The 19,498-nt window shown below is 64.6% G+C and carries 18 protein-coding genes; 9 read left to right on the top strand and 9 right to left on the bottom strand.

Annotated elements, in window-relative coordinates; all coding sequences use genetic code 11:
- Positions 1 to 97 precede the first annotated feature (97 nt).
- The 4 genes from ACE10X_RS29230 to ACE10X_RS29215 all read left to right on the top strand — a co-directional run bounded on the left by ACE10X_RS29230 (position 98) and on the right by ACE10X_RS29215 (position 3,785).
- Positions 98 to 928 carry a class I SAM-dependent methyltransferase gene (locus tag ACE10X_RS29230; RefSeq protein ID WP_253591629.1) on the top strand — a complete coding sequence of 277 codons (831 nt, stop codon included), beginning with the start codon at positions 98 to 100 and terminating at the stop codon, positions 926 to 928.
- 215 nt (positions 929 to 1,143) lie between these two features.
- Positions 1,144 to 2,205, top strand: a complete 1,062-nt coding sequence (locus tag ACE10X_RS29225; protein WP_253591630.1) for a Gfo/Idh/MocA family protein — start codon at positions 1,144 to 1,146, stop codon at positions 2,203 to 2,205.
- Positions 2,202 to 2,669, top strand: coding sequence for an acyltransferase (locus tag ACE10X_RS29220; protein ID WP_018272672.1), 468 nt, complete (start codon positions 2,202 to 2,204; stop codon positions 2,667 to 2,669). The genes ACE10X_RS29225 and ACE10X_RS29220 overlap by 4 nt, the downstream gene beginning before the upstream one ends.
- 18 nt (positions 2,670 to 2,687) lie before the next feature.
- A complete protein-coding gene (locus ACE10X_RS29215) occupies positions 2,688 to 3,785 on the top strand; it encodes a DegT/DnrJ/EryC1/StrS family aminotransferase (RefSeq protein ID WP_375763230.1) in 1,098 nt (365 codons plus the stop codon).
- A gap of 35 nt (positions 3,786 to 3,820) precedes the next feature.
- Here the strand turns inward: ACE10X_RS29215 and ACE10X_RS29210 are convergent, their stop codons facing one another.
- Positions 3,821 to 4,351 (bottom strand): HAD family hydrolase, encoded by a 531-nt coding sequence (locus tag ACE10X_RS29210; protein WP_253591631.1) that lies wholly within the window; start codon positions 4,349 to 4,351, stop codon positions 3,821 to 3,823.
- Positions 4,352 to 4,455: 104 nt separating this feature from the next.
- Positions 4,456 to 5,679, bottom strand: coding sequence for a phenylacetate--CoA ligase family protein (locus tag ACE10X_RS29205; protein ID WP_253591632.1), 1,224 nt, complete (start codon positions 5,677 to 5,679; stop codon positions 4,456 to 4,458).
- A gap of 95 nt (positions 5,680 to 5,774) precedes the next feature.
- On the opposite strand from ACE10X_RS29205, the gene ACE10X_RS29200 reads away from it, so the two are divergent.
- Positions 5,775 to 6,926: an AGE family epimerase/isomerase gene (locus ACE10X_RS29200; RefSeq protein ID WP_253591633.1), complete on the top strand. Its 1,152-nt coding sequence runs from the start codon at positions 5,775 to 5,777 to the stop codon at positions 6,924 to 6,926.
- Between the two features lie 64 nt (positions 6,927 to 6,990).
- On the opposite strand, the gene ACE10X_RS29195 is transcribed toward ACE10X_RS29200, so the two are convergent.
- From ACE10X_RS29195 to ACE10X_RS29170, 6 genes are all read right to left on the bottom strand, one after another.
- The gene (locus ACE10X_RS29195; protein ID WP_018272667.1) at positions 6,991 to 7,830 is read right to left on the bottom strand and encodes an ABC transporter ATP-binding protein; all 840 of its coding nucleotides are present in this window, start codon (positions 7,828 to 7,830) and stop codon (positions 6,991 to 6,993) included.
- 167 nt (positions 7,831 to 7,997) lie between these two features.
- Entirely contained in the window at positions 7,998 to 9,281 is a 1,284-nt protein-coding gene (locus tag ACE10X_RS29190) for an ABC transporter substrate-binding protein (RefSeq protein ID WP_069275588.1), read from the bottom strand.
- A 60-nt stretch (positions 9,282 to 9,341) separates the two neighbouring features.
- Positions 9,342 to 10,415 (bottom strand): branched-chain amino acid ABC transporter permease, encoded by a 1,074-nt coding sequence (locus tag ACE10X_RS29185; RefSeq protein WP_057020451.1) that lies wholly within the window; start codon positions 10,413 to 10,415, stop codon positions 9,342 to 9,344.
- Positions 10,416 to 10,418: 3 nt separating this feature from the next.
- Complete coding sequence (locus ACE10X_RS29180; protein ID WP_069275589.1) at positions 10,419 to 11,312, bottom strand: branched-chain amino acid ABC transporter permease; 894 nt, start codon at positions 11,310 to 11,312, stop codon at positions 10,419 to 10,421.
- A gap of 217 nt (positions 11,313 to 11,529) precedes the next feature.
- Positions 11,530 to 13,458 carry a long-chain fatty acid--CoA ligase gene (locus tag ACE10X_RS29175; protein WP_375763229.1) on the bottom strand — a complete coding sequence of 643 codons (1,929 nt, stop codon included), beginning with the start codon at positions 13,456 to 13,458 and terminating at the stop codon, positions 11,530 to 11,532.
- Complete coding sequence (locus tag ACE10X_RS29170) at positions 13,455 to 14,276, bottom strand: ABC transporter ATP-binding protein (protein ID WP_016847995.1); 822 nt, start codon at positions 14,274 to 14,276, stop codon at positions 13,455 to 13,457. Before ACE10X_RS29170 ends, ACE10X_RS29175 begins: the two co-directional genes overlap by 4 nt.
- 410 nt (positions 14,277 to 14,686) lie before the next feature.
- Here ACE10X_RS29170 and ACE10X_RS29165 point away from each other — a divergent pair, with 410 nt between their 5' ends.
- The 4 genes from ACE10X_RS29165 (at position 14,687) to ACE10X_RS29150 (ending at position 18,622) form a co-directional block, all read left to right on the top strand.
- Positions 14,687 to 15,361, top strand: a complete 675-nt coding sequence (locus ACE10X_RS29165; protein WP_028343069.1) for a Crp/Fnr family transcriptional regulator — start codon at positions 14,687 to 14,689, stop codon at positions 15,359 to 15,361.
- A 140-nt stretch (positions 15,362 to 15,501) separates the two neighbouring features.
- Positions 15,502 to 16,602, top strand: a complete 1,101-nt coding sequence (gmd, locus tag ACE10X_RS29160; RefSeq protein ID WP_304557736.1) for a GDP-mannose 4,6-dehydratase — start codon at positions 15,502 to 15,504, stop codon at positions 16,600 to 16,602.
- The gene (locus ACE10X_RS29155) at positions 16,583 to 17,527 is read left to right on the top strand and encodes a GDP-L-fucose synthase (protein ID WP_304557737.1); all 945 of its coding nucleotides are present in this window, start codon (positions 16,583 to 16,585) and stop codon (positions 17,525 to 17,527) included. Before gmd ends, ACE10X_RS29155 begins: the two co-directional genes overlap by 20 nt.
- Before the next feature lie 117 nt (positions 17,528 to 17,644).
- Complete coding sequence (locus ACE10X_RS29150) at positions 17,645 to 18,622, top strand: tripartite tricarboxylate transporter substrate binding protein (protein WP_038388548.1); 978 nt, start codon at positions 17,645 to 17,647, stop codon at positions 18,620 to 18,622.
- Here ACE10X_RS29150 and ACE10X_RS29145 read toward each other — a convergent pair.
- Complete coding sequence (locus tag ACE10X_RS29145; protein ID WP_038388547.1) at positions 18,619 to 19,464, bottom strand: uroporphyrinogen-III synthase; 846 nt, start codon at positions 19,462 to 19,464, stop codon at positions 18,619 to 18,621. The genes ACE10X_RS29150 and ACE10X_RS29145 overlap by 4 nt on opposite strands.
- Positions 19,465 to 19,498 lie beyond the last annotated feature (34 nt).

Below are 19,498 nucleotides of genomic sequence, written 5' to 3'. Positions count from 1 at the left end.
CCGCGAGGCTTAGGTTGTTGGCAGAACGAGCAATACCGGATATTCGGCGTCGGATGCGTCGAGACACATTACTTTGGCTGAAGCAGGTAGGGCCGCAATGACTGAAACTCAACAGGCGATCGACGCCGCCAATGCGGCGTTCTGGGACGAATTGTGCGGCTCGGCGGCCGCGCGGGCATGGGGGATCACCGATTCCTCGATGGAGTCGCTGCGTCGCTACGACGAGAATTATTTCCAGTTCTATCCGTATCTCGAGAAATACATCGATTGGAAGTCGATGCGCGGCAAACGCGTGCTTGAGATCGGGCTTGGTTACGGCAGCGTCTCGCAGAAGATCGCGGAGAGCGGCACGGACTTCACCGGCCTCGATATCGCCGCGAATCCGTGCACGATGGTCAATCACCGGATCGCGCAGAGCGGGCTGAAAGGCAGGGCCATTCAAGGCAGCATTCTCAGCAACTCGCTTCCCGACAATTCGTTTGATGCCGTTGTCGCGATCGGCTGCCTGCATCATACCGGAAACCTCGCTGCCGCGATCGCGGCCTGCCGCCGGCTGCTGGTGCCGGGCGGACGCCTCATCGGCATGGTCTATTACGCCTACTCCTATCGGCAGTTCGTGCTCGAGCCGAAGCGCGCGCTTCGCTATATGATGCGTGAACTCGGAGGCTATCGCGGGACCTTCCGCGACGGTGAAACGGGCGCCTATGATAAAACGCAGGACGGTTCGCTCGCGCCGGCGACCGAGTTCATCTCCGCCAAGTCTCTGCGGACACTCTGTTCGGGATTTTCGAATTTTCAGGCTACTCCTGAGAACGCTGATCAGGAGCGGCCATTTAAACTATGGAAACGTCCTCAACTCCTTGCCTCGCCACTTCCGCGGTACTGCGGACTCGACATCTATTGGAGCTGCAACAAGTCGGGCGCCTGAGCCAAATGTTTGTTGTTTGAGGCCGCAGATTTCGGGACTGGTCGGTTGCGCAAGCCGTGACTCCGCGAGCCGTGCGGCCAGCTTGGCGCATGGCCTTGCCTAATCCCAAGCTTTCCGGGTAATGGACGTCGTCGCGCGGCTCGCAAGGCCGCTTGTTCTTTCGGCTCTTCGGCCGGCTGCAATGGCCGGCCACGAGACAAGACAGGACCTGTTGCATGATCAGATTTGGCCTGCTCGGATGCGGACGTATCGCCAAGCGTCACTCCGATCTCCTGGGTGGCAATCACATCGAGGGAGCGAGCCTGGTCGCGGTTTGCGATCCGATACGCGCGCGCGCCGATGCGGTTGCCGGGAAGTTCGGCGTTGCGGCCCATTACGACATGGACGAATTCCTGGCGCGGAAGGACATCGATGCCGTCGCCGTGCTGACGCCGAGCGGGCTGCATCCCGCGCATGTGATCGCCTGCGCCAAGGCGGGCAAGCACACTGTGGTCGAGAAGCCCATGGCGCTGCGGCTGCAGGACGCCGACGACATGATCCGGGCCTGCGACCAGGTCGGCGTCAAGATGTTCATCGTCAAGCAGAACCGCTTCAACGTGCCGGTGGTCAAGGCGCGCGAGGCGCTCGACGCCGGCCGCTTCGGCAAACTCATCCTGGGGACGGTCCGGGTGCGCTGGTGCCGCGACCAGGCCTATTACGACCAGGACGATTGGCGCGGCACCTGGGCCTATGACGGCGGCGTGCTGACCAATCAGGCGAGCCACCATGTCGACATGCTGGAGTGGTTCTTCGGTGATGTGGTGAGCGTACATGCGCGCGCGACGACGGCGCTGGCCAATATCGAAACCGAGGATACGGCCGTCGCAACGCTGAAGTTCCGCAACGGCGCGCTCGGGATCATCGAGGCGACCACCGCGGCGCGTCCGACCGATCTCGAGGGCTCGCTCTCGATCCTGGGTGAGAAGGGCACGGTCGAGATTTCAGGCTTCGCGGTCAACCAGATCCGGCACTGGCGCTTTGTCGACGAACTGCCGTCCGACAAGGACGTCGTGGAGAAGTTCTCGGTCAACCCGCCCAACGTCTACGGCTTCGGCCATCAGGCCTATTATCACCATGTGGTCGATTGCCTGGAGAACCAGCGCGCCGCGCTGGTCGACGGGCTCGAGGGCCGCAAGAGCCTGGAGCTGATCTCGGCTCTCTATGAGTCGATCGAGACCGGCGAGGAAGTCGCGCTGCGCTTCACGCCACGGTTGAGCCGGCTGGGCGTCGTTTCGTGAACCGGCCGGAGGTGCATCAGGCCAGCGTGCGCGACGTCGCGTTCGGCGAACGCGTCAAGATCGTCGAGCCCTGCAACCTCTATGGCTGCAAGCTCGGCGACGACTGCTTCGTCGGCCCCTTCACCGAAATCCAGAAGGGCGTGATCGTCGGGGCGCGCACCCGCGTGCAATCGCATGCCTTCGTCTGCGAGCTCGTCACCATCGGCGAGGATTGTTTCGTCGGACACGGCGTGATGTTCGTCAACGACACGTTCTCCACCGGCGGCCCGGCGCGTGGACGCAAGGAGCTGTGGCGCGAGACGGTGATCGGCAACCGGGTGTCGATCGGCTCCAACGCGACGATCATGCCGGTCAGGATCGTCGACGACGTCGTCATCGGCGCCGGATCGGTGGTGACCAAGGACATCACGATATCAGGCACCTATGCCGGCAATCCGGCGCGCCGGCTGCTGACGAGCCAATAGGACAATAGGGGAATATCGATGGCGGTGCCGTATGCCGACCTGCAACTGCAATACCAGTCCATCAAGGGCGAGATCGACGCTGCGATCGCCGGCGTGATCCGCGACAACGCCTTCATTCGCGGCAGCTATGTCGACGCCTTCGAGCGCGAATTTGCGGCGGCGGCCGAGGTCGCTCGTTGCGTGTCCTGCGCCAACGGCACCGACGCGCTTTACCTCGCCATGCGGGCGCTGAAGGTGGAGCCCGGTGACGAGGTGATCACGACGGCGCATTCCTGGATCTCGACCGCGGCGATGGTCACCCATTCCGGTGCCACCATCGTATTCTGCGACACCGACGAGGCGACATTCACGATCGATCCGGCGGCCATCGAGGCCGCGATCACGCCGCGCACGGTCGGCATCATTCCGGTGCATCTGTACGGCCAGCCCGCGGATATGGACGCGATCATGGCGATCGCGCAGAAGCACAAGCTGTGGGTGATCGAGGATTGCGCCCAGGCCCATCTGGCGCGCTACAAGGGCCGCATGGTCGGCACGTTCGGCGCGGCCGCGACCTATTCATTCTATCCCGGCAAGAATCTCGGCGCGATGGGCGATGCCGGCGCGGTCGTCACCAGCGACGCGGCGCTCGCCGAGCAGATGGCCATGCTGGCGCGCCATGGTGGACTGGTGAAGCACCAGCACCACATCGAAGGCATCAACAGCCGGCTCGACGGCATGCAGGCGGCGATCCTCTCCGCCAAGCTGCCGCATCTTGCCGCCTGGACCGAGGCCCGGCAGGCCGCGGCCGAGGTCTATGATGCCGGCCTCAACCAGATCGAGGATGTCGTGGTGCCCGAGGTCGCGCCGGCACGTAGCCACGTCTATCACCTCTACACGATCAGGCATCCGCGCCGTGACGCGCTCGCCGCCCATCTCAACGCCAACGGCGTGCAGACCGCCATCAACTATCCCACCGCGCTGCCGTTCCTGCCGGCCTATGCGCGGTTCGATCACCGGCCGGAGCAGTTCCCCAACGCGCATCGCGATCAGGGCCGGATTCTCTCGCTGCCGATGTTCGCCGAGATCACCCGCCAGCAGCAGGACGAGGTGATCGACCTGATCCGGAAGTTCTGATCGGGAGCGCTGCTTCGCGCCTGACGCTGTGGTCTTCAGCTCCCGAGCAGCAGAGGCCTCAGAAACAGCTCCAGATTGGAGCCTGAGAACAGGTAGCCCTTCAGCCCGGCCGCACGTGCCGCCTCGAGATCCGTCGGCTGATCGCCGACCAGAAAGCTGCGTTCGACGTCGACCGGAAAGCGTTCCAGCAGGTCATTGATCATGCCCGGCGACGGTTTGCGCCGGTGGCTGACCTGCCGATATCGTTCAACCGTCCCTTCAGGATGGAACGGGCAGTATTCGAAGGCGTCGATATGCGCGCCGATCCTGCCAAGCTCATCGGCCATCCAGTCGTGAAGCTGCCGGACGTGCGTCTCCTCATAGAGACCCCTCGCGACGCCTGACTGGTTGGTCACGACAAACGCAAAATAGCCCATGTCGTTGACGGCCTTGACCGCCTCGCGCGCGCCGTCGATCCAGACCAGCCTGTGGCTTTCGAACAGGTAACCGATGTCCTGGTTCAGGACGCCGTCCCGATCGAAGAACACGGCCGGTTTTCGCGGTTGATCTCCGGAAGCGCTGCTCATGAGGTGATGATCCGTTCGTCTCCACGAGGCATGAGCTAGCTCAATAGTTCACAACGCCGCGCGCGACAAATCTGGACCGATCACGCCCCGTGTGGTCTCGACGGTTATCGCTCGTCCGCAATCACCTTGCCGTCGTTCGGCAGCGAGCCGGTGCCGACGAGTTCGACGGTGCCGCCGAGTTTTGTCACCGCACGCAGCGTCGCTGCAACTTCGCTCAACAGGGCATCCGGCGCCGAGGCACATTCGGCTCTCAGCGTCATCGCGTCGGCCTCGCCGGCGCGCGTGACGACGAGGCGCAGCCGTCCAAGCTCGGGATGGCGCTTGCCGATCTCCGCAATCTGCTCGGGGCGCACGAACATCCCCTTCACCTTGGTCGTCTGGTCGGCACGGCCCATCCAGCCCTTGATTCGCATGTTGGTGCGTCCGCACCGGCTCGCGCCGGGCAGGGCGGCGGTCAGGTCGCCGAGCGCGAGGCGAATCCAGGGATGGTGCGGATCGAGCGAGGTCACCACGATCTCGCCGACGTCACCCGGCGCAACGGGATCGCCGGTGCCGGGCTTGACGATCTCCAGGATCAGGTCCTCGTTGACCGTCATTCCCTCGCGCGCCGCCGTCTCGAACGCGATCAGGCCGAGATCGGCGGTGCCGAAGGCCTGGTAAGCCTCGACGCCACGCGCCCCCATCTCCTCCTGCAGCGATTTCGGAAATGCCGCGCCCGAGACCAGCGCGCGCTTGATCGAGGATACGTCGCGGCCGGCGGTGGCGGCAGCGTCGAGCAGGATCTTCAGGAAGTCCGGGGTGCCGCTATAGCCGACCGGGCGATACGCCTCGATCAGCTCGAATTGCTGTTCGGTATTGCCGGGGCCTGCCGGGATCACCGCACAGCCGAGCGCCCGCGCCGAGGCATCGAAGATGAAGCCGCCGGGGGTAAGGTGATAGCTGAAGGTGTTCAGCACCACATCCCCCTCGCGAAAGCCCGCCGCGAACAGCGCCCGGGCGCCGCGCCAGGGGTCCGCCTGACGGCCCTCGGGCTCGAAGATCGGACCGGGCGAGGTGAATAGCCGGGCGAACGAGCCGGGCGTGTCGGCCACGAAGCCGCCGAACGGCGGGGCGGCCTTGTGCAGGGCCGGCAGTTCCGACTTGCGCAGCACCGGCAGCCCCGCCAGAGCCTCCCGGCTGGTGATGGAGGCGGGATCGGTGCTCCTCAGCAAATTGGCATAGGCGGGCGCCGCCATAGCCTTGCGCAGCACCTCGGGCAGCCGGGCGAACAACGCGGCCTCGCGCTCGGCCGGATCGCGCGTTTCAAGGGCGTCGTAATGGTCGGTCATGGCAGGTCCTTGAGAGGATGTGCGCGGGTTGCGTGCCGGTCCGCCCGTGCTATCAGACGGTGACCGCTGACATTGGGACGGTTCCAGGGAGCACGATGGCTGAGGCAGAGAGCGTTGCGGCGGGAGGTGCCGCCGACGTCGTCGCGAGGCTGAAGCGCCGCATCATCGACCAGGCCCTGCCGCTGTGGTCGACCGCAGGCTGGGACAGCACCGCCGGCGGCTTTGTCGACCGGCTGCACCAGGACGGGACAGCCGACCGCGCCGCCCCGCGCCGGATCATGGTGCAGGCGCGCCAGATCTATTGCTACGCCAAGGCGGCCCAGCTCGGCTGGTATCCGGAAGGACGCGCGATCGCGCTGAAGGGGCTGGACTACCTGCTGGCCAAGGCCAAGGCGCCGGACGGCCGGCCCGGCTTCGTCTACAGCCTGACCGCGGAGGGCGGCGTGCACGATGCGCTGCGCGACACCTACGGCCACGCCTTCGTGCTGCTTGCGCTCGCGACCATCTACGGCCTCGACCAGGACGCCCAGATCCGCGCCGAGATCGACGCGCTGCTGTCGTTCCTCGATACCCAGCTGCGCTCGCCCCATGGCGGCTTCCACGAAGGCCTGCCGCCCTCGATGCCGCGCCGGCAGAACCCGCAGATGCATCTGTTCGAGGCGATGATCGCCTGCTTCGACGCGACCCACGATTTGTCGTTCCAGAACCGCGCCGGCGATTTCTTCGCGCTGTTCCTCGCCAGCCTCTACGACAAGCAGACGCGAACCCTCGGCGAATATTTCGAGGAGGACTGGTCGAAGATCCCGCCGGTCAGCGTCGAGCCCGGCCACCTCGCGGAATGGGTCTGGCTGCTGAAGGGATTTGAGCGCATCACCGGCTGCCCGACCGGGCGCCCGCGCGGCGAGCTGCTGGCATCGGCGCTGCGCTATCGCGACGCGGCCACCGGCTGCCTGGTCGACGAGGGCGACGCCGAGGGCAACATCCGCCGCCATACACGGCGGCTGTGGCCGCAGAGCGAGCTGGCGAAGGCGTGGATCGCGCAGGCCGAGTCGGGCGAAGCCGGCGCGGCGGACGAGGCGCGTGCGGCGCTGGTGCTGCTCGAGCGGCACTATCTCGGCCATGCCGTGGCCGGCGGCTGGTACGATCAGTTCGACCGCGACGGCAATTCGCTGGTCGCCACGATCCCGGCGTCGTCGTTCTATCATGTGCTTTGCGCGGTCACTGAAGCCGAGCAGGTGCTCGGATAGAACCGCCTTCCTGGTCTGACGCGTTTTCTGCACACGCAACTCCGCCTGAAAACGCTCGATATCCTCACAGCCAGCGCTTGCGCCGCTTGAAGCTCTTCAGGTTCTTGAAGCTCTTGCGCTGGTCGCCGGCGCCGCCGAGGTAGAATTCCTTGACGTCCTCATTGTCGCGCAGCTCGTCGGCGGAGCCGTCGAGCACGACCTTGCCCTGTTCCATGATGTAGCCATGGCTCGCGACCGAGAGCGCGGCGCGCGCATTCTGCTCGACCAGGAGGATCGTGACGCCGAGGTCGCGGTTGATCTCCTTGATGATCGCGAACACTTCCTTGACGAGCAGCGGTGACAACCCCATCGACGGCTCGTCCATCAGGATCATCTTCGGGCGGGCCATCAGTGCGCGGCCGATCGCGAGCATCTGCTGCTCGCCGCCGGAGAGATAGCCGGCGAGGCCGGTGCGTTCCTTCAGGCGCGGGAAATATTTGAACACCATGTCGATGTCATCGGAGACCTCGCCGTCGCGCCGGGTGAAGGCACCGAGCCGCAGGTTCTCCAGCGACGTCATGTCGGCGACGATGCGGCGGCCTTCCATCACCTGGAAGATGCCGCGGCGGACGATCTTGTCCGGATCGATGCCGTTGATGCGCTGGCCCTCGAACAGGATCTCGCCGCGGGTGACCTCGCCGTCCTCGGTCTTGAGCAGGCCGGAGATCGCCTTCAGCGTGGTCGACTTGCCGGCGCCGTTGGCGCCGAGCAGCGCCACGATCGCGCCCTTCGGCACCTCGAGGCTGAGGCCGCGCAGCACCAGGATGACGTCGTCATAGACGACCTCGATGTTGTTGATGCTGAGCAGCGGCGGCGGCGGGACTGCCGTCGGTCCCGGGCGGGTGGCTTCGAGGGTTTCGTTCATGGCCTGTGTTACCCTTCGATGTCATTGCCGGGCATAGCCGTCCGAAGGACGGCGTCGCTTCCGCTCGCCTATGACCCGGCAATCCATCGATCGGAATACGTCTTCGCTTGATGGATGCGCGGGTCGAGCCCGCGCATGACGATTTCTGGACGTGATCGGCTCCTGCCTCACCACCCAAACCATTCCGGCTTGCGCGGCAGGTCGACGGTCTTCACCTTCTCGAGCTTGATCGTGCCCTTGCCCATCAGGTCGTTGATGTCGCCATCGGTCGCGCCCGAGATCTTCGAGCGATACAGGTCGACCTTCGTGGTCGGGCGGTGATCCTTTTCGGTCCAGGTCGATGGATTGCAGACGCCGTCCATGCCGGCCGGCACCCAATCCTTCTTCTGGTAGAAGCCCTTGGCGACGTTCTCGCCGGTGGCGCCGCCGTTCTTGGCGGCCCAGTCGAGCGCTTCCTTCAGATAGAGCGCGCTGCAGACCGCGGCGATGTAGTGCACCGGCCGATAGACCTTGCCGGACGGGTCGGACATCTTGGAGATTTCCATCACCGTCTTCATGCCGGGCGCGTTGCCGCCCCAGCTCACCGCCGTGCGGAGCGGGAAGATCACGCCGTCGGCTGCATCGCCGGCGGTCTTGGCCGCATTCTCGTCCATGCCCCAGACATTGCCGAGGAACTGGACATCGACGCCGGCGGTCTTGCAGGCCTTCAGCACCGAGATGTTCGAGGCCGCCGTGTTGCCGAGATAGGCATAATTTGCGCCCGAGCTTTTCAGGCTGAGACACTGCGCCGAGTAGTCGCCGGGCGACAGCGCGAACACCAGCGGCGGCAGCACCTCGAAGCCGAGCTCGGTCGCCAGCGCCTCACCGGCCGCCTTCGGCGCGTTCGGATACGGATGGTTGGCGCCCATGTGGACGAATTTCGGCTTGCCGGGCTTGCCCTTGGCCTTCCAGTCTTCGGCGGCCCAGGTCAGCATCGCGCGCATCGAGTCCGAATAGCTCGGACCGTAGAAGAAATTGTACGGTGCGGGCTTGGCCTTGCCGCTGGTGCCTTCCGGATCGGTCAGCGCGGCGGCGTAGGAGCCGGAGATGTCTGGGATCTTGTCCTGCGCCAGGAAACCGGTGAGGGCCTCGGTATCCGCCGTGCCCCAGCCCATGATCGCCGCGACCTTGCCGTCGGGCGCCGACCATTTCTTGTACAGCGCGATGGCGCGCGGCACCTGGTATCCGTAGTCGTTGCTGTCGACATTGAGCTGCTTGCCGCCGATGCCGCCGTTCTTGTTGACCCAGGCGAAGGTGTCCGCGACGCCCTGGCCATAGGGGGTGCCGACGTCGGACGTGCCGCCCGAGAGGTCCTGCAGATGGCCGATGGCGATCTGCGCCTGCGCGGTGGTGGCCGCGCTGCCGATCAGCAGCGCAAGGGAGACCGAGCTCAAAAGGGATCTAATCGTCATTTTTTCTTTCCTCCTGCTTATTCGTTGAACCGAATTTTGAGTTGCGTTCCGTGTTTTGCGTCAATGCGAGAACGGGTAGAGCTTCCAGTAAGCCTTGATCTGCCGCCAGCGATGCGCGAGGCCGTCCGGCTCGAACATCAAGAAGCCGATGATGATCAGGCCGATCGCGATCTCGCGCAGGAAGGTGATGTTGTTGTTGAGCTGCAGCGCCTTGTCGATGGCGCCGCCCTTCAGCCAAGCGCTCAGCCATTCCATCGATTCCGGCAGCAGCACCACGAAGGCGGTGCCCATCAGCGTGCCCATCACCGAGCCCGTGCCGCCGATGATGACCATGGCGAGGAACAGCACCGAGCGCTCGATGCCAAAGCCTTCCTGAGAGACCACGAGCTGATAGTGCGCGTAGAGCGCGCCGGCGATGCCGGCAAAGAAGGCGGCAAGCCCGAACGACAGCGTGCGGTACTTGGTCAGGTTGATGCCCATGATCTCGGCCGAGAGATAGTGATCGCGGATCGCGACCAGCGCGCGGCCGTCGCGGGTGCGCATCAGATTGGTGACCAGAAGATAGCTGATCACCATGTAGGCGAGCACGACGTAGAAGTACTGGCGGTCGCCGCGCAGGGTGTAGCCGAAGATCGAGAACGGGTTGGCGCTGGCCGGCACCGAGCCGCCCGAGAACCATTCGGCGCGCGAGAAAAAGTCGAGCAGGATGTACTGTGCGGCGAGCGTCGCGATCACGAGATAGAGCCCCTTCAGCCGCGCCGCCGGCACGCCGAAGATCAGGCCGACCAGCGCCGTGACGACGCCGGCGAGGGGGATGGCGAAGAACACCGGGATCGGCGCGTTGTTGGAGATGTAGGCCGAGGTGAAGGCGCCGAACAGGAAGAAGGCGGCGTGGCCGATCGATATCTGGCCGGTGAAGCCGACCAGGACGTTGAGGCCGAGGGCCGCGATCGCGAAGATGCCGATCTGGATCGCGATCGAGAGCAGGTAGTTGGACAGCAGCATCGGCGCGAAGCAGGCGAGCACGATGCCGAGGATCGCGAAATTGCGGCTGGTCGCGGTCGGGAAGATAGTGGTGTCGGCCGCGTAGCTGGTGCGGAAATCGCCCGAGGGGATGAGTGTGCTTGTCGCCATTGATCAGACCCGCTCAATATCCTTGGTGCCGAACAGGCCGTACGGCTTGATCATCAGGATGATGATCAGGACGTAGAACGGCGCGATCTCATAGAGATTGCCCCAGTGCAAATACTGGCTGTCGACATACTGGGCGACGTTTTCCAATAGCCCGATGATGATGCCGCCGAGCACGGCGCCGCCGACCGAGTCGAGCCCGCCCAGGATCGCAGCCGGAAACACCTTGATGCCGTAGGCGGAGAGGCCGGACGACACGCCGTTGACCACGGCGACCACGACGCCGGCGACCGCCGAGACGGTGGCCGAGATCGCCCACGCCATCGCGAACACGTTCTTGACGGAAATGCCGAGCGACTGCGCGACCTGCTGGTTGAAGGCGGTGGCGCGCATCGCCAGGCCGTATTTGGAGGCGCGGAAGAACCAGGCCATGCCGACCATCATGGCGAGCGAGACCACGAGGCTCATGACATAGACGGTCTGGATCTGCAGCCCGAACACGCTGACCGACTGGCTCTGGAACACCCGCGGGAACGGCTGCGGGTTGACGCCGAAGATCCACTTCAGAGCGGCCTGGAACACCGTCGACAGGCCGATCGTCACCATGATCACGGAGATGATCGGCTCGCCGATCATCGGACGCAGGATCACGACCTGGATCGCAATGCCGAAGATGAACATGAAGACCAGCGTGATCGGCATGCCAACCCAGAACGGCACCTGATACTTCGTCAGCAGCGCCCAGCACACCCAGGCGCCGACCAGCAGCAATTCGCCCTGCGCGAAGTTCACGACCTGCGTCGCCTTGTAGATCAGCACGAACGACATCGCGACCACGCCGTAAAGCGTGCCGACCACGAGACCGTTGACGATCAGCTGGATCAGGAACTGGGTGTTCATGGGGTGCAGTCGCTCCGAACTGCGGCGCCAGCACCCTCTCCCCTTGTGGGAGAGGGTGGCTTCGCAAAGCGAAGCCGGGTGAGGGGTTGTCTCCGCATCGGGATCGTGGAGAGGGTACCCCTCATCCAAGCGAGTTCGTGTCGACTGGCGGTGTCGCCCTCTCCCACAAGGGGAGAGGGCACATTCATGAGCACCGCGCCCTGGTCGCGCAACACAGTCATTCCGCGGCCTCCGCGAGCACGGCGCGGCCGAGGTCGACGACCTCGAGCGTGGTGCGGACGCGCTGCGTCGAGCCGTCCTGGAAGCGGATCACGGTGTCGACGGGGATGCTGGCCTTGCCGCGGTAGATCGCATCGATGATGTCGGCGTATTTCTCGTTGATGACGCCGCGGCGGACCTTGCGGGTCCGGGTCAGTTCGCCGTCATCGGCATCGAGCTCCTTGTAGAGCAGCAGGAAGCGCGAGATGCGTTGCGCGGGCGGCAGGGTGGCATTGACCGTCTCGACCTCTTTCTTGAGCAGCGCATAGACCTCGGGCCGCGAGGACAGGTCGGTGTAGGTCGTGAACGAGATCCGGTTCTTCTCCGCCCATTTCGAGATGATCGAGTAGCGGATGCAGATCATCGCGGCGAGCGCGTCGCGGCCCGCGCCGAGCACGACCGCTTCGGCGACATAGGGCGAGAACTTCAGCTTGTTCTCGATATATTGCGGCGAGAAGCGCTCGCCGCGCGAGGTCTCGGCGAGATCCTTGATGCGGTCGATCACGACAAGCTGCCGGTTGTCGTTGTAGTAGCCGGCATCGCCCGAATGCATCCAGCCGTCCTTGATGTCGGCGACCGAGGCTTCGGGGTTCTTGTAATAGCCGTGGAACATGTTGGGATGCCGCACCACGATCTCGCCGACGCCGTTGACGTCGGCATTGTCGATGCGGATCTCGATGTCGTCGGCCATCGGCACGCCGGTGGTGTCGGGATCGACCTTGCCTTCGGGATGCAGCGTATAGGCGCCGAGCAGTTCGGTCTGGCCGTACAGCGTGCGCAGCGGCACGCCCATCGCCTGGAAGAACTTGAAGGTATCCGGCCCGAGCGCCGCGCCGCCGGTCGCCGCCGAGCGCAGCCGCGTGAAGCCAAGCCGGTCGCGCAGCGCGCGGAACAGCAGCTGGTCGGCGAAAACAGAACGCTTGCCCTCGGCAAGCGCCGCCAGCCCGGTCTTCATGCCGAGGTCATAGAGCCGCTGCTTGAACGGCGAGGCGTCCATCACCCCGGCGCGGACGTCGGCCGCGATCGATTCCCAGACCCGCGGCGCGAACAGCACGAAGGTCGGCGCGATCTCGCGGAAGTCGTGCATCATGGTGTCGGGCTCTTCGACGAAGTTGACCTTCATCCGGGAGAGCAGCCCTTTGCCCAGCGCGTAGATCTGTTCCATGATCCAGGGCAGCGGCAGCACCGAAACATATTCGTCGTCCGGCCCCTTCGGATCGAAGGCGAGATAGGTCGCGCAGTGCCGCAGCACGCGCCCGGCCGAGAGCATCGCGAGCTTCGGGTTGGCCGTCGTGCCCGAGGTGGTGCAGAGGATCGCGACGTCCTCACCCTTCGTGGCGTCGACCAGCCGCTCGTACACTCCAGGCTCGCGCGCGGCGCGATCGCGGCCCAGCGCAACGAGCTTGCTCGCCTCCATCAATCGCGGATCGTCGTATTTGCGCATGCCGCGCGGGTCGGAATAGACGATGTGCTTGAGGTGGGGCACGCGATCGACCAGGCCGAGCAGCTTGTCGACCTGTTCCTCGTCCTCGGCGAAGACCAGCCTTGCCTCGCCATAGGTCAGGAGATAGGCGGCCTCCTCGTCCAGCACGTCGCGGTAAAGGCCGAGGCTCATTGCGCCAATCGCGTGGGCCGCGATCTCGGCGGCGACCCAGTCCGGCCGGTTGTCGCCGATAATGCCGATCACGTCGCCGCGGCCAAGCCCGAGCTCGACCATGCCGAGCGCGAAATCATGGGTGCGGGTCTGGTAGTCGTTCCAGGTGAATTCGCGCCACAGCCCGAAATCCTTCTCGCGCAGCGCGATCTCTTGGCCGTGTTCCTTCGCGTTCAGGCGCAGCATCTTGGGAAAGGTGTCGGCCTGCGCGGCGCGACCGGCGTAGTCCATCATGCCGCGCTCTCCCGCACCGCCGGCTTGTCGTCGGGGTCGACCAGCACTTCGTCTTCCTCGCCGAGATAGGCGCGCTTGACATGGGGATCGGCGAGCACGGTAGCCGGATCGCCCTCGGCGATCTTGCGGCCGAAATCGAGCACCATGACGCGGTGGGAGATGTCCATCACGACGCCCATGTCGTGCTCGATCATCATCACCGTCATGCCGAACTCTTCGTTGAGATCGACGATGTAGCGCGCCATGTCTTCCTTCTCTTCGAAGTTCATGCCGGCCATCGGTTCGTCGAGCAGGATCAGTTGCGGCTCGAGCGCCATCGCACGGGCGAGCTCGACGCGCTTGCGCAAGCCGTAAGGCAGGGTGCCGGCGGTCGCCTTGCGCACCGACTGCAGGTCGAGGAAGTCGATGATCTCCTCGACCTTGCGGCGGTGCTCCAGCTCCTCGCGGCGCGCGCCGGTCAGCCAGTACAGCGACCCCGTGATGAAGTTGTTCTTCAGGAGGTGATGGCGGCCGACCATGATGTTGTCGAGCACGCTCATGTGGTGGAACAGCGCGAGATTCTGGAAGGTCCGGCCGATGCCGAGTCGGGGCCGCGCGTTCGGGTTGAGGCCGGTAATGTCCTGGCCGCGATAGAACAGCTGGCCTTCGGTCGGCCGGTAGCGGCCGGAGATACAGTTGACGATCGAGGTTTTGCCGGCGCCGTTCGGGCCGATGATGGAGAACAGCTCGCCCTCGTTGACGCCGAAGCTCACTTCGGTCAGCGCGCGGACGCCGCCAAAGCGCAATGAGACTCCGCGCACCTCGAGACTATTAGCCACCCTGTTCCCTCCAGATACGGGCGCTTAGGCGCGCTCTTTATCTTCGCTTCGATCTCGCTTCGATCTTACATTCGATCTTACATGGGCCGCCGAAGGGAGACCATCCGACTAATGATGCTGGCGTTCGGGAGATCGCTCGCCCCGATCGCCCGCGTCATGCGCGGTAACGCCGCACCCTGCCTGCAAGCCCGTCTCTCGCGTCGTCCGCTTTCAGCGATCCATCGAGGAGCTGCGCGACGTTACGCGAGGTGGCTCTGAATACGAGAAAGCGATAGGTTGAATTGTCATGTGCCCGACATTTGGTCAGGAATTTTCGCTGGCATTCCAGGCCCCGGGTCCCTGGCTTCGCGCACGGCGTTGCTGCGGTGCAATATCTTTGAAGTATCTTGGGGTGGGATGCCGTCGCTAGAATGATTGCTGCTGATTACCTGAGGCGCATCGCGGCCTGGTCGCGCGAATTGAGCGAGCAAGAAATCGAAATCGCGCGCGCCGGCATTTCCGAGAAATCCTACCGCGCCAACGAATTCATCTTCATGCGCGGCGACAATTTCCAGTACTGGACCGGCATCGTCACCGGGCTGGCGCGCATGGGCATCGTCTCGCGCGGCGGCAAGGCGGCGAGTTTCGCGGGCCTCACCGCAGGCGCGTGGTTCGGCGAGGGGACCGTACTCAAGAATGAGCCCCGGCGCTACGATGTGGTCGCGCTGCGCGACACGCGACTGGCGATGATGGATCGCCGGACCTTCGTCTGGCTGTTCGAGAACAGCGTCGGCTTCAACCGATTCCTGGTCGGCTCGCTCAATGAGCGGCTCGGCCAGTTCATCGCGCTGCTCGAATACGGCCGCACGCTGGACGCCACGGCGCGGCTGGCGCGCTCGATCGCCTCGCTGTTCAATCCGATTCTCTATCCCGACCTGACGCTGCACCTCGAGATCACCCAGGAGGAGATCGGGGCGCTGTCGGGAATCTCCCGGCAGAACGCCAACCAGTGCCTGAAGCGGCTCGAGCGGGAAGGGCTGTTGCGGCTCGAATATGGCGGGGTGACCATCCTCAACCTTGACCGGCTGCGCCACTATGGCGAGTGACGGGTTCCGGGCGCATTGAGCCGTTTTCGTAGACCTAAAGTCCTGATTTCAAACGATTAAGCCATTAGACTTGGGGCAGGCCGGATGCTACAGACCGGCCTCGTCGGGATCGCGCGGTTTTCGCGCTCTCTGGAGATGACATGGCGGTTAAGGATTCGGCGGCTCAGGACTCAAAGCGGCGCGTTGCGCTGATCACCGGCGTTACCGGGCAGGACGGCGCGTATCTCGCCGAATATCTGCTCGGTCTCGGCTACACCGTGCACGGGATCAAGCGCCGGTCGTCCTCGTTCAATACCGCGCGCGTCGACCATCTCTACCAGGATCCGCATGCCGGCAACGTGCCGTTCCTGATGCACTACGGCGACATGACGGATTCGACCAATCTGATCCGCCTGGTGCAGCAGATCCGGCCGACCGAGATCTACAACCTCGCCGCCCAGAGCCACGTCCAGGTCAGTTTCGAGAGCCCGGAATACACCGCCAACGCCGACGCGATCGGCGTGCTGCGGCTGCTGGAGGCGATCCGCATCCTCGGCATGGAAAAGGAAACGCGGTTCTACCAGGCCTCGACCTCGGAGCTTTACGGGCTCGTGCAAGAGGTGCCGCAAAAGGAGACCACGCCATTCTATCCGCGCTCGCCCTATGGCGTCGCCAAGCTCTATGGCTACTGGATCACGGTGAACTACCGTGAGGCCTATGGCATGTTCGCCAGCAACGGCATCCTGTTCAACCATGAGAGCCCGATCCGCGGCGAGACCTTCGTGACGCGCAAGATCACACGCGCCGTCGCCCGCATCGAGGTCGGCCTCGAGAACAAGCTCTATCTCGGCAATCTCGACGCCAAGCGCGACTGGGGCCACGCCCGCGACTATGTCGAGGGCATGCACAGGATCCTGCAGGTCGACGAGCCCGGCGACTTCGTGCTCGCGACCGGCGAGACGCGGTCGGTCCGCGAGTTCGTCGAGCTGGCGTTTGCCGAGGTCGGCCGCAGCATCGAATGGCGCGGCAAGGGCGTCGAGGAGGTCGGTGTCGACAAGGCGTCCGGCAACACCCTGGTGCAGATCGATCCGACCTATTTCCGCCCGACCGAGGTCGATCTTCTGATCGGCGACGCCAGCAAGGCGCGCGCCAAGCTCGGCTGGGCGCCGAAGACGCCGTTCGCGCAGCTGGTGAAGGAAATGGTCGCCAGCGATCTCGTCGAGGCCAGGCAGGACGCGGCCAATGGCAAGCACGGCGTTTGAGCTGAAGGGCAAGACGGTCTTCGTTGCCGGCCATCGCGGCATGGTCGGCTCGGCGCTGATGCGCCGGCTGGCGCGCGAGGAGGCCGATCTCCTGACGGTGTCGCGCAGCGAGGTCGATCTGCGCGAACAAACCGCGGTCAACGCGTGGTTTGCGGCGAAGCGGCCGCAGGCTGTATTTCTCGCTGCCGCCAAGGTCGGCGGCATCGTCGCCAACAACACGCTGCGTGCGGAATTCCTCTACGAAAATCTGGCGATCTCGAGCAATGTGATCGAGGCGGCCCACGCCAATGGCTGCGAGAAGCTGATGTTCTTCGGCTCGTCCTGCATCTATCCGCGCCTGGCGCCGCAGCCGCTGCGCGAGGATTCGATGCTGACCGGCCCGCTGGAGCCGACCAACGAGCCCTATGCCATCGCCAAGATCGCCGGCATCAAGATGGCCGAGGCCTATCGCAGCCAGTACGGCGCCGATTTCATCAGCGTGATGCCGACCAATCTCTACGGCCCCGGCGACAATTATCACCCCGAATACAGCCACGTCGTCGCCGCGCTGATCCGCCGCTTCCACGAGGCCAAGGTTTCGGGCGCAGGCAACGTCGCGGTGTGGGGCACCGGCACGCCGCGCCGCGAATTCCTCTATGTCGACGATCTCGCCGACGCCTGCGTCCATCTGATGAAGACCTATTCCTCGCCCGAACTGGTCAATATCGGCACCGGCGAGGACATCACCATTGCCGAGTTCGCGCGCGTCGTCGCGGCCGCCGTCGGCTATCGCGGCGAGATCAGCTTCGACACGTCGCGCCCGGACGGCACGCCGCGCAAGCTGCTCGACGTCGGCCGGCTGGCCAGGCTCGGCTGGCGCGCCACCACCTCGCTCGAGGATGGCATCGCCCTCGCGTACCAGGCCTATCTGCGCGAGACGAAGTGACGCGGTGAACCTCCCGCCCTCCGACTGAGAATATCTGTCGGCTTGGCGACGCCGTGCGGCTAGGATGCGCGTGCCCAAGCGTGCCGCAAGAGCCGCCAGTGCGTCGGAGGAGACATCATGAAGGTTCTACGCCGCCAGTTCCTGCAACTTGCAGCCGCTACGGCTGCGCTTCCGCTCACATTTGGAAAAGCGAGTGCCGAGGCCTATCCGACGCGGCCGGTTCACCTCGTGATCGGCTATACTCCCGGCGGTTCGGCGGACCTGACGGCGCGCCTGATGGGGCAGTGGCTGTCGGAAAAGCTCGGGCAATCCTTCATTGTCGAGAACCGGCCGGGCGGCGGGACCAACATTGCCACCGAGCAGGTGCTGCGCGCGGCGCCCGACGGCTACACGCTGCTGCTGGTCGCGCCGGCCAATGCGATCAATGCGACGCTTTACCAAAAGCTGCCCTTCGACTTCATGCGCGAGATGGAGCCGATCGCGGGCATCATTCGCTTTCCCAACGTCGTGGTGGTGCACCCCTCGCTGCCGATCAAGTCGATTCCCGAACTGATCGTCTATGCAAAGGCCAATCCAGGCAAGCTCAACATGGCGTCCTCAGGCAACGGTTCGACGATCCACATGTCGGGCGAACTGTTCAAGATGCTGACCGGCATCAACATGCAGCACGTGCCCTACCGGGGCGGCGCGCCGGCGCTCACCGATATGCTGTCCGGCGTGATGCAGGTGATGTTCGACAATCTTCCGACCTGCGCCGAGCACGTCAAATCCGGCAAGCTGCGGGGACTAGCGGTCACCAGCACGACCCGTTCGGACGTGCTTCCGGACCTGCCGCCGGTCGCCGACTTCCTGCCGGGCTACGAGGCCAGCGCTTGGTACGGCCTCGCGGCGCCGAAGAACACGCCGCCTGAAATCGTCGACAGGCTCAACAAGGCCGTCAACGAAATCCTCGCCGATCCCAAAGCCAAGGCGCGGTTTACCGAGATCGGCGCGATCATGCTGCCGGGCTCGGCTGCCGACTTCGGCAAACTGGTGGCCGACGAGACCGAGAAGTGGGGCAAGGTGGTCAAGTTCGCCGGCGCCAAGGTTGATTAGCCTCGCGCCGTCGCGCGCGGCGGATTTTTCGAAAGCGCCGCCGCCATCGCCGATATCAGCGGCCGCATGAAGAAGGCGTCTTCCGCCGGATAGATATCGGTGCGCAGGCCGTGGGACTTGAGTTCGTCCGATACCGCAGGTCCTACGGAAGCGATCGGCGTACGCTCGAACCCCTGGCGTAACCTGTCCTCGCAACCGCGCGCCCGTGCCACCTCGATGAGGCGGCGGACCTGACCGAGATTGGTCAACGCGATCGCATCGATGCGGCCCTCTGCCATCTCATCGATCGCGGTGACGATGTTGGTGTCGGCGGCCTGCGCATCATAGACATAGGGCAGCACCGTATCGACCTCGGCGCCCTGTGCCTTGATCGCGTCGATCAGGGTGGCGTGATCCTTGTCCGGATAGAGCTGCAGGCCGAGCCGATGGCCGGTCAACTCGAGCTTCGACAGCATCTCGGCGACGCCTTCCGACGTCGGCTTCTCGGTCGTCATTTGCGGTTCCAGGCCGATCTCGCGCAGCGCCCGGCCGGGCTTTGGGCCGCGGGCGAATTTGCGCGCCTTGGCGAGGCTATCGATAAACTCCCGCTCGACGCCGATCCGGCGCACGACCTTCATCAGCCGGCGCAGGCCTTCGCCGGTCATCAGCACGAGGTCATCGAGCGGCCGTTCGATGGCGCGGCGAATCCAGCCCTCGATCGGCGCCGCATCAGGCGCATCGTGGATGGTGAACATCGGGCATTGCAGCACGTCGGCCCCCTGCTCGGCGAGCAGGCGGGAAAACTGCGCCTCCTCGCGCGTCTCGAGGATCAGGATGCGGTAGCCGTTCAGCCGTTCAGCCATGATGGTCCCTAACAAACATTGTGGTCATTTGTTC

It is taken from the genome of Bradyrhizobium sp. Pha-3, assembly GCF_042258325.1.
GTDB classification, from domain to species: Bacteria; Pseudomonadota; Alphaproteobacteria; order Rhizobiales; family Xanthobacteraceae; genus Bradyrhizobium; species Bradyrhizobium elkanii.
This window is presented reverse-complemented; position numbering and strand designations above follow the sequence as displayed.

What these genes read in the sequence shown, in the direction of transcription:
- ACE10X_RS29230 (WP_253591629.1), top strand. Translation starts at nt 98, where the DNA reads ATGACTGAAACTCAACAGGCGATCGACGCCGCCAATGCGGCGTTCTGG.
- ACE10X_RS29225 (WP_253591630.1), top strand. Translation starts at nt 1,144, where the DNA reads ATGATCAGATTTGGCCTGCTCGGATGCGGACGTATCGCCAAGCGTCAC.
- ACE10X_RS29215 (WP_375763230.1), top strand. Translation starts at nt 2,688, where the DNA reads ATGGCGGTGCCGTATGCCGACCTGCAACTGCAATACCAGTCCATCAAG.
- ACE10X_RS29210 (WP_253591631.1), bottom strand. Translation starts at nt 4,351, where the DNA reads ATGAGCAGCGCTTCCGGAGATCAACCGCGAAAACCGGCCGTGTTCTTC.
- ACE10X_RS29205 (WP_253591632.1), bottom strand. Translation starts at nt 5,679, where the DNA reads ATGACCGACCATTACGACGCCCTTGAAACGCGCGATCCGGCCGAGCGC.
- ACE10X_RS29200 (WP_253591633.1), top strand. Translation starts at nt 5,775, where the DNA reads ATGGCTGAGGCAGAGAGCGTTGCGGCGGGAGGTGCCGCCGACGTCGTC.
- ACE10X_RS29195 (WP_018272667.1), bottom strand. Translation starts at nt 7,830, where the DNA reads ATGAACGAAACCCTCGAAGCCACCCGCCCGGGACCGACGGCAGTCCCG.
- ACE10X_RS29190 (WP_069275588.1), bottom strand. Translation starts at nt 9,281, where the DNA reads ATGACGATTAGATCCCTTTTGAGCTCGGTCTCCCTTGCGCTGCTGATC.
- ACE10X_RS29185 (WP_057020451.1), bottom strand. Translation starts at nt 10,415, where the DNA reads ATGGCGACAAGCACACTCATCCCCTCGGGCGATTTCCGCACCAGCTAC.
- ACE10X_RS29180 (WP_069275589.1), bottom strand. Translation starts at nt 11,312, where the DNA reads ATGAACACCCAGTTCCTGATCCAGCTGATCGTCAACGGTCTCGTGGTC.
- ACE10X_RS29175 (WP_375763229.1), bottom strand. Translation starts at nt 13,458, where the DNA reads ATGATGGACTACGCCGGTCGCGCCGCGCAGGCCGACACCTTTCCCAAG.
- ACE10X_RS29165 (WP_028343069.1), top strand. Translation starts at nt 14,687, where the DNA reads ATGATTGCTGCTGATTACCTGAGGCGCATCGCGGCCTGGTCGCGCGAA.
- gmd (WP_304557736.1), top strand. Translation starts at nt 15,502, where the DNA reads ATGGCGGTTAAGGATTCGGCGGCTCAGGACTCAAAGCGGCGCGTTGCG.
- ACE10X_RS29155 (WP_304557737.1), top strand. Translation starts at nt 16,583, where the DNA reads ATGGCAAGCACGGCGTTTGAGCTGAAGGGCAAGACGGTCTTCGTTGCC.
- ACE10X_RS29150 (WP_038388548.1), top strand. Translation starts at nt 17,645, where the DNA reads ATGAAGGTTCTACGCCGCCAGTTCCTGCAACTTGCAGCCGCTACGGCT.
- ACE10X_RS29145 (WP_038388547.1), bottom strand. Translation starts at nt 19,464, where the DNA reads ATGGCTGAACGGCTGAACGGCTACCGCATCCTGATCCTCGAGACGCGC.